The sequence below is a fragment of the Cellulosimicrobium sp. I38E genome, assembly GCF_001647255.1.
Taxonomy (GTDB): Bacteria; Actinomycetota; Actinomycetes; order Actinomycetales; family Cellulomonadaceae; genus Cellulosimicrobium; species Cellulosimicrobium cellulans_E.
The window spans coordinates 175,668-189,519 of the sequence record NZ_LUAZ01000001.1; the positions used below are offsets into that span (position 1 = coordinate 175,668).

Below are 13,852 nucleotides of genomic sequence, written 5' to 3' on the forward strand. Positions count from 1 at the left end.
GCGACCGCCGGGCGAGCCGGACCGGGGAGTCAGGACGGCAGGGTCCACCGCTGGTTCGCGGTGCCCGTGCAGTCCCAGACCTGGAGCCGCGTCCCGTCCGCCGACGACTGGCCCGTGACGTCGAGGCACTTGTTCGCCTGCGGGTTGCGCAGGGACTGCGTCGCGGCCGAGTACACCCACTGCTGCGCGCCCGAGCCGTTGCAGTCCCAGATCTGGACCACCGTGCCGTTGGCCGTGCCCTGCCCCGCGACGTCCAGGCACCTGCCCGCGTTCGGGTTGCGGATCGTGCCGTCGGAGCGCACCTCCCACGTCTGCGCGACGCCCGGCGCGCACGTGTAGAGCTGGACGGCGGTCCCGTTCGCGGTTCCCGACGCGGCGACGTCGATGCACTTGCCGGCAAGCCCGACGATCGCGCCGGTCGCGGGCGTCGGGCCGGGGTCGGGTGATCCGCCGCCGGAGCCGAGCTGCACCTCGCCCTGGTTGAGCACGCGCGGGTGGAAGTAGGCCGCCTGGATCTCCGCGTTCGTGTTGCTCCCGCGCAGCTGCTCGGACCAGACCATGAAGTAGCTCCAGCGCGGCTGGGCCGTGAGGAGCGCGTCGTTCGGGACCTTGCCCATCTCGGCGATCGCAAGGGGCTTGCTCCCGGCGATGGACTGGAGCTGCTGGTAGTCGGACTGGCTGGGGTGGTTCTTGTACCAGACGTCGAGGCTCACGACGTCGACGTACGAGCTGCCGGGGTAGTAGCTCGACCAGTTCGCGTTCGGGTTGTCCTGGACGTTCCAGACCCAGATGAGGTTGTCGAGCCCCTGGGAGTCGAAGTAGTCCTTCATCTGCTGGTAGATCTTCGCGCCGCCGTTGACCCCGGCGCGGCCGCCCCACCAGTTCCACGTCTCGTTCATCTCGTGGAACGGCCGCCACAGCACGGGCACCCCGGCGTCCTTGAGCTGGCGCAGGTACGGCACGACCTCGGCCATGCGCGCGCGCCAGGTCTGGTTGAGCGCGGTGCCGCCCGTGACGACCTGCTCGAACTGGTTCTGGCTGATCTGCGTCTTGACGCCGCCCTCGAACTCGCACGTCGCCGGGCCGGTCGGGGAGCACGCGTGCCACGTGAGCGCGACGAGCGATCCGTTCGCCCACTCCGTCTTCGCCTGGTCGACGACGCGCTGCCGGTTCGCCTGGTCCTCGCCGCGGAACATCAGGTCGCCGCCCCACAGGCCCGGGTACTGGCCGGTGATGTCGCGGACCTGCTGCGTGTACTGACCGGGTGCCGAGGCCGGCTCCTTGTTGTGCTGGCCCGAGACGATCGAGGTCCCGGTGATGGACCGCAGGTAGTCGATCACCGCCTGCTTGTTACGCGCCGGGAAGGCGTGCGCGGCAGGGGCCGTCGGGACGAGCGTGGCCACGAGCAGGGCCGCGAGGCCCGCGGCGAGCGCGGCGAGGGCTCGTCGTGGGGTGCTCGGGCGGGCGGTCGTCGTCGCGTCGGGTCGAGGCCCGGATGCGTTGCCGGGTCTGCCGTGGGCTGGGGTGAGGTGTCGCATGCGTCCTCCGCGTCGTTGCGTGAGTGGTGCCTGACGGGCGGCAACGGTAGTACCGTGCCGATAGGTCTGTCTACCGTTGTCATGAACCGCTTAATGCACTGGTATCTCTAGCCTCGAGCGTGGGAGCGGTATCATCGTGACAGCGTTGACATGCTGCATCGTCACGATCTACGGTCGCCCTGCGTCGGGCGGCCGGCGCGCCACCGACGCGAAGGAGCGGACGATGACCCCACGACCACTGCGTGCGGCGAGGCCCCGCGCGGGCGACGCCGACACCCACCGAGGCCGACCGCACGCCGGACGTCGGCCACCTGCCGGGCGCCGACCGCTCGGCCTGGCGACCGCCGTCGTGCTGGCGCTCGCGGGTACGGTCGTCCCCGTCGGCGCCGCCGCAGGCAGCGCAGACGGCAGCCCGGCCAGCACCGCCGCCGCCCCGACGAAGGAGATCCCCGCCGTGAGCGCACCCCTCGGCGAGAGCCGCAACACCTCGTTCGTCGAGCGCGACGGCACGCGCCTCGTCCTCGACGGCGAGACGTTCCGCTTCAACGGGACGAACATCTACTGGCTCGGCCTCGACGAGAACGTCCCGCCCGGCACGGTGGACTACCCGACGGCCTTCCGCATCCGCGACGCGCTCGACACGGCCTCGAACCTCGGCGTGACGGTCGTGCGCTCGCACATGCTCGCGTCGACGGGTACGGAGCTCGCGATCCTGCCCTCGAAGGAGGAGGGCTACCACGAGGAGGCCTTCGCGAGCGTCGACTACGCGGTCGCGTACGCCGCGTCGAAGGGCATCCGTCTGATCCTGCCGCTCACCGACGAGTGGGCGTACTACCACGGCGGGCACCGCGACTTCGGGGCCCCGTACGGGCTGTGCGCGCCGACGACGCCGCTCACGCCGTGCGCGGAGTTCTACTCCGACCCGCGCGTCGTCGCGGACTTCACGGACTACGTGCGCCACGTCATGGATCACGTGAACCCGTACACCGGGCTCGCGCTCAAGGACGACCCGACGGTCCTCGCGTGGGAGCTCGGCAACGAGCTCGAGGGCATGACGCCGGAGTGGATCGAGCACGTCGCCACCGAGATCTCCGAGCGCGCGCCGCGCCAGCTCGTCGCGGCGGGCAAGCGATTCGGCATCGACGACGACACGCTCGCCTCCCCGCTCGTCGACATCGTCGACGTGCACTACTACCCGCCGACGGCGAGCGGCGTCCGCGCGGACGCGGCCCGCATCACCGACGCCGGGAAGGTGTACGTCGCCGGCGAGTACGCCTCGACCGCCGCGACGCCCGAGCTGCTCGAGCCGCTCGCGGCCGAGCCCGACGTCACGGGCATGATGTTCTGGTCCCTCTTCGGGCACGATGACGCGTCCGGCCTCGTGCCGCACGACGACGGCTTCACGCTGCACTACCCGGGCACCGACGACCGCATGCGTGGCAACGTCGCGGCGATCCGCGGCTATTCGGCGGCGCTCGCGGGCGCTCCGATCCCCGTCGAGGTGGGGCAGCCGTTCGTGACGTCGGTCGGCAGCACCTACGGCTTCCACGAGGTGTCGTGGCGCGGCGCTGCTGGTGCGGCGACGTACCGGGTGGAGCGCGCGGCGGTGTCCGACGGCGTCCCGAGCGGCGCGTTCGAGGCCGTCGCCGAGGGCCTCACGGACACGGGTGAGCCGTATCTCGACACGTCCGCGGGCGGCGACGCGGCCTACCGCGTCGTCCCGGTCGGCGCGGACGGCGCGGACGGCCCGGCCTCCGAGCCGGTCGTCGTCGCGGCGGGCGAGCAGGTCGTCGTCGACCCGCTCGAGACGCAGCGCCCGCTCGTCGACCATGCCGGGCTCCGCGTCATGCCTGACGGCGACGCCGCGCTCCTCGGCCCGGCCGGTGACGACCCCGCGCACGCGACGTGGGCCCACGACGGCCTCACGGGCGCGGAGCTGCGCGTGCGGGCGGCGACCGCCGCCGACGTCGCGGCGCTCGTCGTGGAGACCAGCGCCGACGGCGAGACGTGGGCCGCCGCGAGCACCGTCGTCGGGCCGGACGGGGACGGGCGCTTCCGCGTCGCGGTCTCGGCGGCGCACGGCGGGCAGCTCCGCGTCACATGGCCGGCAGGCTCGTCGGCGCGGCTCGAGCGCGTCACGCTGCGCGGCGCCGCCGACCTGCCCGTGGTCGACGACGCTCTGGACGACCTGGCGGGGGCGAGCGTCGAGGGGTCGGTCGGCATCGACACCGGCAACCCGGGCCTGTTCGGCGGGGACGCCGGACGGGCCAAGCGTGACGCGCCCGGCGCGGCCTCGCTCGCGTGGGAGGCGGACGGCCTGACGCGGCTCGAGGCGACGGGGTGGTACTGGCCGGACGCCGATCCGGCGCACCTGACGTTCGAGGCGCGGGTCGACGGCGCGTGGCGCGGTCTCGAGGTCGGGGTCGCCGGCGCTCCGGGGACCGTGGGCGGCGCGTGGGGTCGCTTCGCGTACACCGCGCCCCTGCCCGCGGGAACCGACGCGGTGCGCGCCGTCTGGCCCGCTGCCGCGACGCCCGAGTGGGCGCAACAGCTCGGCGACGTGCGCCTGTTCGGTACGGGCGGGGAGCTCGCCGCTCCCGGCGCGTTCGCGGCCCTCTCACCCGACGACGGCGCGCCCGCCCTGCGCGGCACGCCGACCCTGCGGTGGGAGCCGGCGGCGCAGGCCGCGACCTACCGCGTGACGCTCGCCCGGACCGACGCCGTCGGCACGCCGCTCGTGTCCGCGGAGGTGCGCGGCACGAGCCTCGCCCCGGCCGTGGAGCTCGACCCCGCGACGTCGTACACGTGGCACGTCGAGGCCGTGAACGGGGCCGGGAGCACGGGCATGACGGGCGGGCCGCGGAGCTTCGCGACCGACGCGCTGCCGACCGAGCCGCTCGTGGTCGAGGACTACGAGGGCTTCGCCGACGACGCGGCGCTCACCGCCGCGCACCGCGCGAACGCCGGGGGAGACCCGATCACGTCGACGCTCGTCCCCGGCGCCGACGGCGGTCAGGCGATGCGGCTCGCGACGACGCTCGCGTCGTCCGGGTACGCGGGCGTGACCCGCACGTTCGACGCGCCGCAGTCGTGGTGGGGCTACGAGGGCCTCGACCTGTGGCTCGACCGCTCCGGCCTCGGCGCGGGGCAGAACGTCACCGTGCAGGTCGTCGCGGGCGGCCAGTTCTGGGAGACCGTGCTGCCCGATGTCGGCCCGCAGCCCGCGGGGGTCGTGCACGTGCCGTTCGCCGACCTCGCGCTCCCGCCGTGGGCGGGCGGCGGCGGTCGCCCGGACCTCCAGACGGTCACGGAGATCTCGTTCTACCTCGGGGGCGGCGGGCCGGCGGTGCTCGTCGTCGACGACGTCCGGACCGCCGTCGCGGGACCGGGTGTGCCCGTGACCGTCGAGGCGACCTCGCGGTGCCTCGCCGGCAAGGCGTACGTCGCCGTCCGGGCGACGAACGACGGCGACGCGCCCGTCGCCGTGACGCTCGGCACGCCGTACGGGAGCAGGGTCTTCGCGGCCGTCGCGCCGGGGGTCAACGCGTACCAGTCGTTCGCGGTCCGCGCCACGTCGGTGCCCGCCGAGTCGGCGGTCGTCACCGTCGGTTCGGGCGGCGACGCGGTCGAGCTCGACGCCCCGTACGCGGCGGCCGCCTGCGGCTGATCAGTCGGAGAGACTGGCACGACGACGGCCCGCGCGCGCCGGAAGGGCCGCGCGGGCCGTCGTCGTGCCCGGGGCGCTCCGCCCTGGGTGCACGCTGCTCTGGGTACGTGGCGCGCTCGGGTGCTCGGCGACCGCCGGCGGGCGCCTATCCTGTCCGCCATGGCGTGGTCGGTCTGGACGACCCTGGCGGCCGCCGGGGTGCTCATCTCGCTCACGCCGGGCGCGGGAGCGGTCAACACGATGGCCAACTCGATCGGCGTCGGATGGGCGCGGTCGATCTGGGGGATCCTCGGCCAGCAGCTCGCCCTCGTCGCGCACGTGGCGATCGTGGCGGCCGGCGTCGGCGTGCTCGTCGCGGGCTCGCCCGTCCTGTTCGACGTCGTCCGCTACGGCGGCGCCGCCTACCTCGTCTACCTCGGGATCCGGCAGTGGCGGTCGCGGCCGAGCGGCGACGACGGCGACGCCGTCGCGCGCGGCCCGGAGCCGCGGTGGTCCATGGTCCGGCGCGGGCTCCTCGTCAACCTCACGAACCCGAAGGCGATCGTCTTCTTCCTCGCGTTCATCCCGCAGTTCGTCCGTCCGGACCGGCCGCTGCTGCCGCAGTACGTCGTGCTCGGGGTGACGGTCGTCGTGATCGACGTCCTCGTCATGTGGTTCTTCTTCGCGACCGCTGCGACAGGGTTGCGGCGGCTGACCCGCAGCCCGCGCGGGCAGCGCACCGTCAACCGGCTCTTCGGCGGACTCTTCGTCGGGGTCGGTGTCCTGCTCGCCGCCGTCCACTGAGGGGGTGAAGGTCGGGCTCGACGAGCCGGTACGGCGCGGGGCACCCATGGTCACCGGACGCAGGGTCTCTGGGTGCACGGTCGCTGGGTGCAGGGCCCGACGGTGCGAGGCCGAAGGTGCGGGGCCCGACGGAGCGAGGACGCCCCCGCCGCCCGGGCGGGCGGCGGGGGCGTCGTTCGACGGTGGACGACGTGCGGGGAGGTCGGACGCTACCCGCAGGTCGTGGCGTCGTACGGCGCGTCGAGCGTCGTGATGCCGTCGCCCGCGGTGACGGTGACGGTCGCGGTTCCCGCCGGGAACGCCGTCGCCCGCGACGCGAACGACTGGTAGGCGCTCACGCCGGGCGCCACGGCCGAGTACGTCCTGCTGCCGTACGGCGTGGTGAGGGTGACGCCCACCGGGGCGTCGCCGTCGTTCGTCGCCCGGACCGCGACGTAGGCCTTCCCGGCGAGGCAGCGCGCCGACGCCTCGACCGAGACCGCCGGGTCGCCGTCGCGCGACTGCGCGAAGAGCCAGTCGAGGACGACCGGGTTCGCGTAGGTCGGGATCCACGACGAGTGCGGGTACGCCAGCTGGTCCGGCGTGCCCGTCGTGCCGGGCGAGTACGCGGTGTGGAGCACGTCGCTCCCGGCCGCGCGGGCCTCGTCCCACAGCGCCTGTGCCCGCGCCGCGGCCGCGTCGCGCGGGAGGTTGCCCGCCCACTCGCCGCGCGTCACGACGGCGCCCGCGTGCTCGAGGCCCTCGAGGGCGGTGAGGGTGAGGCCGTACGGCGCCGTCGGGTCGTCGATCGCATGGTGCACCCAGACCGGCAGGTCGGCGATCTGCGCCGTGAGCTCGGCCGACTCACCACCTGCGACGAGCAGCGCTCCGGCGAAGAGGTCGCCGTCCTCGGCGAGCAGCGGCCAGCTCGCGCGCGAGCCGCGCGAGAGCCCGGTGAGGTACACGCGGTCGGGGTCGACCGGGTAGCGGTCGAGCAGGTCCTCGACCATCCCGACGAGCGCCTCGCGCCCGCTGGGCGTGAGCCAGTCCTGGTCGGGCGCGCGCTGGGGCGACAGGACGAAGGCCGGGTCGCTCGCCTGGCGCTCGGGCGCGGCGAACGCGACCGAGAGCTGGTTGCCGAGGAGCTGGACGGCGTTGTCGGTGCCGGTCTCGCCCGTGCCGTGGAGCGTGAGCACGAGCGGGTAGAGCGTGTCGTCGTCCGGCGCCTCGCGGTACGCGTGCGGCGTGAAGAGCCGGTACCGGAACGCGTCGCCCGGCCCGGCCCACGTCCCGGCCTCGTACTCGTCGACGACGGGCGTGTCGACCGCTGACGCCGCGACCGGGTCGAGAGACGCGGGCACGGTCGTCGCGCCGACGCTCAGGTCGGCGACCTGCGTGACGGAGTACGCGGCGGCCAGGTCGTACGTCTGCGTCGTCCCGGAGTAGAACGTCCCGGCCGCGTTGGCGTCGGACGTGTCGAGCTCGAGGACCACCCACGCGCCGGGCGCGGGCTCCTGCCCGGGCGAGCCGGCGCCGTCGGGCCCTGCTGCCGTGAAGGCTCGGACCACGGTGCGCGGGCCGTCCGACGAGGTCTCCGGCGTCGGGCCGTCGAGATCGGCCCGCACGGCGAACGCCGCCGGGTCGAGCTCGCCCGCGGGCAGGGGCGCGGAGTAGCGCACTGCGAGCGCGGCGACCTCGTACCCGTGCGGGTTCACGACGCCGACGACGCGCGCGTCCGTGGCCGTCGGTGTCGCCGTGTTGTCACGCGTCGTGAACCGGGGCAGCCCCGCGGCACCGATGCTGTGCTCGTAGAACGTCGCCATGGCCTGCGGCGTGTTGTAGTTCCACGTCCGCACACCCCACGGCATGGCGAGCGACCAGTCCGGCTGGGCGGCGATCTCGTCCTGCGTCGGGAAGACGAACGTCTCGCCGACGATCATCGGCTTGCCGTCGCGCTGCGCGATGCGCTGCGCCTGCTCGTAGTGCCGCGGCGCGTAGCCCTCGACGTCGTAGAAGTCGACGGACAGCACGTCGTAGTAGTCCGCGCCAGGGCTGAAGCTCGACCAGTCGTTGGCGTCGTACTCGGGCAGCCCGCCCTCGAGGCCCTCGTAGCGGTCGAACTTGGGATCCCCGTCGGCAAAGCCGTAGTCGTCGGGCAGGTCCTGGACGTTCCAGACCCACACGATGTTCGACAGCCCTTTCTCCTGCTCGAGGTAGTCGTGGACCATGCGGTACAGGCCGGCGCTGCCGTCGAGCCCGGGCCGCCCGCCCCACCAGAACACGTGCTGGTTCATCTCGTGGAACGGGCGCAGCATGACCGTCACGCCCGCGTCCTCGAGCGGCTGGAGCAGGCGCGCGTACTCGTCCAGGCGCAGCTTCCAGTTCTCGTTGAGAGCCGTGCCGTCGGTGAGCAGCTCGTCCCACTGGTCCTCGTAGAGGAACGAGTAGATCCGGTTGGGGCTCGGGAGCGTCTCGTGCGCCTGGTCGCCGCCCCAGCCGCCCTGCACCTCCTGGGCCACGGTGTACTGCGGCGGCGAGACGTGGAACATGATCTGCACCAGGTTCCCGGCGTCCCACTGACGGCGCACCTCGTCGACCATGTTCTCGCGGTAGGGGACCGTCTGGCCGGTGAGGAAGTCCGCGCTGTACAGCGCCGGGTAGACGCCGAACTCGTTCGCGACGCGCTGGTGCAGCACGTCGTTCGCCGCGGGGTTCGCGTACGACTGGTCGTGGTGCATCGCGGAGAGCATCCCGGTGCCCGTGATCGCGTCGAGGTAGTCGACGACGTCGACCGGCGCGGGCAGGTCGGTCACCTCGACCTCGAGGTGGGTGTCGACGTCGACGGCGAACGTCGTGCCCGCGCCGCCGTCCTCGGCCGGGACGAAGAGGCGTACCTGGTGGAGGTCGACGCCGACCCGGCCCTCGGCGCGGAAGTCGCCCTTGGGTTCCGGCCGGGTCGCGTCGCGCAGGACCGCCTGGTCGTCGGACGTCCACGTCGCCTGGACGGCCCGTGCGCCGTCGGGGACGACGGCGTGCTCGGCGAGCAGCGTGAGGAGGTTCCCGGCGCCGTCGGTGCGCAGCTCCGTCACGGGGAACGTCACCTCCGGGACCGGCGGTGCGACGTCGAACAGCAGATCGATCTCGTCGACCACGATGGTGCCTCCCGTCCCCGCCCCGACCTGGTTGACGTAGAGCGCGAACGAGGTGATCCCGCTCGTGCGCAGGATGCCGGTCCCGGACTTGGGGCGGAAGTCCTCGATCGGGACGCGCACACGCTGCGCCTCCGTCGACGTCGGGTCGAACCCCGCGACGTCGTTCAGGTGCGCCTCGAACGACGCGCCGTCGGAGAGCTGCAGCAGCACGTCCTGACCGGGCGTCCCGTTCGTGATCCACAGCTCGACCGCCTGCAGGCCGGGCCAGTAGCCGTCGACCGCGCGCGAGCGACCCGAGTAGCCGTTGGTGAACGCGTAGTCGAACCGCATCGCGCTCCCGAGGTCCTCGCCCTCGGCGTCGAACGGCGAGTCGACGAGCGTCGCTGTGTTCGTCCCGCCGTTCGTGTTGCGGGGGTACAGCGACGACAGCGCCGCGTCGTCGCCGTAGCCGTCGAAGTCGTCGAGACTCACCACGACGGGCTCGCCGCCGGGCGGGTCGGCGGCGGAGGACCCCGCTGCCGGACCGGGAGAGGACCACGCGGGCGTCGCCGCGAGCGTGAGCGTCGCGAGGAGCGACAGCGCCGCCGCAGCGGCTGTGGCGCACCGACGTGAGCGTCGGGACATGAGGACTCCTTCGTCCGAGGGGTGTGCTGACCCAGCGGACGCTAGGGCCGAGCTCGACGAATGTCAACGTTGACATGAGGCTAGGCGAGCGAAGATGCCCGTAGTCGCCGGGAGGGGCCGGGTGGTCGGCGCGCTCGGATGCCATCGTTGGCATGGCGGGGTCCCAGACTCGAGATGGGGACGTGCGGTCGTGAGGTGGCACTCCCGAGGTTCCCACCTCGCGACCCTGGGTCCGACCCGGTGAGCAGCCTCCTGGGCCTAGCGATCTCGGGTGTCCGGGCCTCTAGCTCGACCGAGCGGGCGGACGCTCGCCGGAACCGCGGGCGACGAGGTGGGTGGGGATGCGGACGTGGACCGGTGCGCCCTGCGGGTCGGCGAGCCGTTCGAGGACGCGGCGTGCGGCGGCGCGGCCGATCTCGCGGGTGTCGTAGGCGACGACGCTGAACCCGAAGGCGTCGGCGAGGTCGAAGTCGTCGAACCCGACGTACGCGAGATCGTCGCGCGCTGGACCGAGCGCGCGGACGAGCGCCGCGCTCGCACGGTTGTTGCCGGTGACGACGGCGGTCGGAGGATCCGGCTGGTCGAGGACGTCCAGCACCGCGGCCTCGGTGCTCCTCCCGCCGGCGTCGTCGAGACGCTCCCACGCGGACGAGTCCGTGACGCCGACCTCGCGCAGCGCTTCCCGGTAGCCGGCGAGACGTTCGGCGTGCGTGTACAGGTCCGCCGGGCTGCACACGAACGCGATGCGGCGGTGGCCGAGCCGCGTGAGCGCCCGGACCGCCTCCGCGGTGCCCTCCCGGTTGTCGAGGACGACCGAGTCGGCGAGGAGGTTGTGCGCGGGGCGGTCGATCGTCACGACGGGCGTGCCGAGCCGGCGCTCGCTCTCGAGGTAGGACTGGTCCTGGGCGATCGGCACGAGGACGAGCGCGCGGACGCGCTGGGCGAGCAGCGTCCCGGCGACGCGCTCCTCCTCGGCGGGGTCGTCCTCGGTCGCCGTGAGGACCATCGTCAGACCGTGCAGCGCGAGCTCGCGCTCCATGCCGGCGGCGACCTGGAAATAGAACGGGTTGGTGAGGTCGCCGAGCACGAAGCCGACGGCGGACGAGACCCCGCCGTGGCGAAGGTCGCGCGCGAGGAGGTTGGGCCGGAAGCTCAGGCGCGCGGCGGCCTCCTCGATGCGGCGCCGGGTGTCGGGGGAGACGTTGGTGCTGCCGTCGTAGACCCGGGAGACGGTCTTGGCGCTCACCCCGGCGAGCCGCGCGACGTCGGCCAGGGTGGCTCGTTGCTGCGGCCTCTGCACGGGCCGACCCTAGCAGCGGCGACGGGGGCGGGTGGCCGGGCGCTGCGGCGTCCGACTGGTGGTTGCCGCCGCGTGCCGAGGCGCGGCAGTTGACAGGTGAAGCGCTTCAGTGCAGCGTGTGGGCGACGGCACGGGGGCCGTCCCGACGACGAGGAGAGCGCACCATGGCCCGGATCACGATCGCGGACATCGCTCGGCGGGCAGGCGTGTCCACGGGTGCGGTGTCGTACGCGTTGAACAACCGGCCGGGGGTGTCGGCCGAGACGCGATCGCGCATCCTCGCTGTCGCCGCGGAGCTGGGCTGGGAGCCGAGCTCGGCCGCGCGCTCGCTCTCGGGGGCGCGCACGGAGACCGTGGGCCTGGTGCTCGCGCGCGACCCGAGCACGCTCGGCTTCGAGTCGTTCTACATGCAGTTCATCGCGGGCATCGAGTCCGAGCTCGCGGCGCGGTCGTACGGCCTGCTCCTCCAGGTGGTCCCCGATCTCGACGCCGAGCTGCGCGCCTACCGCAAGTGGCGGGCCGCGCGCCGGGTCGACGGCGTCGTGACCGTGGACCTCCGCCTCGACGACCCGCGCGTCGCCTGGCTGTCCGAGCCGGACGCGATCCCCGCCGTCGTGGTGGGCGACCCGGCGCTCGCCGGCGACCTCACGAACGTGTGGACCGACGACGCCTCGGCCATGCGCGAGTCGGTCCGCTACCTGCACGCCGTGGGTCACCGGCGCATCGCGCGCGTCGCGGGGGTCACGAGCTTCGGGCACACGCACATCCGCGACGAGGCGTTCCGCGAGGAGGTGGCGCGCCTCGGCGTGCGCGGCGAGATCGGACGGACCGACTACACGGCCGACCAGGGGGCGAGCGCCACGCGCACGCTCCTGACGGGACCGGAGCGGCCGACGGCGATCATCTACGACAACGACGTCATGGCCCTCGCGGGTCTCGGCGTGGCGAGCGAGCTCGGCGTCCGTGTGCCGTCGGACCTGTCGATCATCGCCTGGGACGACTCCCCGCTGTGCCAGGCGACGTACCCCCGGCTGTCGGCTCTGAGCCACGACGTGACGAGCTTCGGCGCCCACGTCGCGAGGCGGTTGTTCGACCGCATCGACGGCCGGACGGGCGGCAGCTTCCTGGACTCCACGCCGACGCTGCGCCCCCGGGGCACGACCGCACGCCGCGTCGAGAGCTGACACCGGGCCCGGCCCGGGCGCCCGGTCCGCGCGGACGGTCCGGGCGGACGGGTCCGTCCTCGAGGCCGGCGCGCCCGGGGTGCACGCTCTCGTCGTCGTGACCGAACCGTGACCGAGCGCCGTTGACTTACGATAACTTAACCGCTTCACTCGTCCTCATCGACACCGGACCTGATCATCCGGTGCACCACACAGCCGAACGGCTTAAGCGCTGTATCCGCATCGGGGCGGCGCGCACTGTCAACGACGACGATAATGAGGGATCGAGATGGCGAAGAGGCGCATCCTTGCCGCGAGCACGGCCGCGGCCGTGGTGCTCGTGCTGGGAGCCTGCTCCGGCGGCTCCACCGGCGGAGACGACGGGGACGGCGACGGCCCGTCGGGGACGATCACCGTCCTGACGAACCGCACGGACATCGTCGACACCGTGCTCCAGGACTACGTGACCGAGTTCCAGAAGACCTACCCGGACGTCGACGTCGAGTTCGAGGCGGTGACGGACTACGAGGGCGACGTCTCGATCCGCCTCAACTCCGGCGACTACGGCGACGTCCTGCTCATCCCGAACACCGTCGACGCGGACCAGCTCTCGACCTTCTTCGAGCCCCTCGGGACGGTCGACGAGCTCGGCGAGGAGTACCGCTTCATCCACGACAAGGCGTACGAGGGCCAGGTCTACGGGCTCGCGACGTTCGGGACCGCGATGGGCTACGTGCTCAACAAGCCGGTCTGGGAGAAGGCGGGGATCACCGAACCGCCCGCGACGCCCGAGGAGTTCCTCGACGCGCTGAAGGCGATCAAGGACAGCTCGCCCGACACCGTCCCGTACTACACGAACTACGCGGACGGCTGGCCGCTCACGCAGTGGCAGTCCAACCAGGGCTCGATCGACGGCCCGGAGGCCGTGAACCTGCGCACCGAGCAGGACGCGCCGTGGACCGAGGGCGAGGAGCAGTACGCGATCGACTCGCTCCTGTTCGACGTCGTGGAGGCCGGCCTCTCCGAGCCCGACCCGACCACGACGAACTGGGAGGAGTCCAAGAACCTCGTCGGCACCGGCCAGGTCGCGAGCATGGTGCTCGGCTCGTGGGCCGTGACGCAGATGCAGGACGCCGCGGAGGCGGCGGGCAACCCGCGCGAGGACATCGGGTTCTGGCCGATGCCGTGGCAGACGGACGGCGCGTTCCACTCCACGGTCGGGGCGGACTACAAGCTCGCGATCTCCAAGCACTCGGAGAACAAGGAGGCCGCCGAGGCGTGGCTGTACTGGTTCCTCGACGAGTCGGGCTTCGCCGCGAGCCAGGGCGGGCTCGCGCCGCAGGTGGGCGGGGAGTCGCCGGAGATCCTCGCCGACTTCGAGACGTTCGGCGTCGAGGAGGTCGAGATCGCCCCGGCGCCGGAGGGTGAGGAGAACCTCCTGGCCGACATCTACAACGCCGCGGAGATCGACCTCAACGGCGACCAGTTCCGGCGCCAGTACATCGACGTCGCGCGCGGCGCGGCGGACGGCGACAAGGCGTCGTTCTTCGCCGACCTCAACGACCGCTGGGCGACGGCCCGCGCCGAGGTCGTCGGCTGACGAGGCGGGCGGCCGCGCGCCCGACGGCACGCGGCCGCCCCGCCCG

At 73.1% G+C, this 13,852-nt stretch carries 7 protein-coding genes; 4 read left to right on the plus strand and 3 right to left on the minus strand.

Annotated features, from left to right (window positions below):
• Nucleotides 1-29: 29 nt before the first annotated feature.
• Nucleotides 30-1,538, minus strand: a complete 1,509-nt coding sequence (locus A0J59_RS22175; RefSeq protein ID WP_082141223.1) for a glycosyl hydrolase — start codon at nt 1,536-1,538, stop codon at nt 30-32.
• 223 nt (nt 1,539-1,761) lie between these two features.
• Here A0J59_RS22175 and A0J59_RS00765 point away from each other — a divergent pair, with 223 nt between their 5' ends.
• Entirely contained in the window at nt 1,762-5,205 is a 3,444-nt protein-coding gene (locus tag A0J59_RS00765; RefSeq protein ID WP_156532710.1) for a cellulase family glycosylhydrolase, read from the plus strand.
• Between the two features lie 159 nt (nt 5,206-5,364).
• Nucleotides 5,365-5,988, plus strand: coding sequence for a LysE family transporter (locus A0J59_RS00770; protein WP_047232925.1), 624 nt, complete (start codon nt 5,365-5,367; stop codon nt 5,986-5,988).
• A 209-nt stretch (nt 5,989-6,197) separates the two neighbouring features.
• On the opposite strand, the gene A0J59_RS00775 is transcribed toward A0J59_RS00770, so the two are convergent.
• Both A0J59_RS00775 and A0J59_RS00780 read right to left on the minus strand, forming a co-directional pair.
• Nucleotides 6,198-9,743, minus strand: coding sequence for a glycosyl hydrolase (locus A0J59_RS00775; protein WP_064314896.1), 3,546 nt, complete (start codon nt 9,741-9,743; stop codon nt 6,198-6,200).
• Between the two features lie 283 nt (nt 9,744-10,026).
• Nucleotides 10,027-11,043, minus strand: coding sequence for a LacI family DNA-binding transcriptional regulator (locus A0J59_RS00780; protein ID WP_082918621.1), 1,017 nt, complete (start codon nt 11,041-11,043; stop codon nt 10,027-10,029).
• Nucleotides 11,044-11,207: 164 nt separating this feature from the next.
• On the opposite strand from A0J59_RS00780, the gene A0J59_RS00785 reads away from it, so the two are divergent.
• Together A0J59_RS00785 and A0J59_RS00790 are read left to right on the plus strand one after the other, a co-directional pair.
• The gene (locus tag A0J59_RS00785) at nt 11,208-12,227 is read left to right on the plus strand and encodes a LacI family DNA-binding transcriptional regulator (RefSeq protein WP_047232926.1); all 1,020 of its coding nucleotides are present in this window, start codon (nt 11,208-11,210) and stop codon (nt 12,225-12,227) included.
• A 268-nt stretch (nt 12,228-12,495) separates the two neighbouring features.
• Nucleotides 12,496-13,806, plus strand: coding sequence for an ABC transporter substrate-binding protein (locus A0J59_RS00790; protein ID WP_047232927.1), 1,311 nt, complete (start codon nt 12,496-12,498; stop codon nt 13,804-13,806).
• The last annotated feature ends 46 nt before the right edge of the window (nt 13,807-13,852 follow it).

Coding starts and splice junctions, on each gene's coding strand:
- A0J59_RS22175 (WP_082141223.1), bottom strand. CDS start 1,538: ATGCGACACCTCACCCCAGCCCACGGCAGACCCGGCAACGCATCCGGG.
- A0J59_RS00765 (WP_156532710.1), top strand. CDS start 1,762: ATGACCCCACGACCACTGCGTGCGGCGAGGCCCCGCGCGGGCGACGCC.
- A0J59_RS00770 (WP_047232925.1), top strand. CDS start 5,365: ATGGCGTGGTCGGTCTGGACGACCCTGGCGGCCGCCGGGGTGCTCATC.
- A0J59_RS00775 (WP_064314896.1), bottom strand. CDS start 9,743: ATGTCCCGACGCTCACGTCGGTGCGCCACAGCCGCTGCGGCGGCGCTG.
- A0J59_RS00785 (WP_047232926.1), top strand. CDS start 11,208: ATGGCCCGGATCACGATCGCGGACATCGCTCGGCGGGCAGGCGTGTCC.
- A0J59_RS00790 (WP_047232927.1), top strand. CDS start 12,496: ATGGCGAAGAGGCGCATCCTTGCCGCGAGCACGGCCGCGGCCGTGGTG.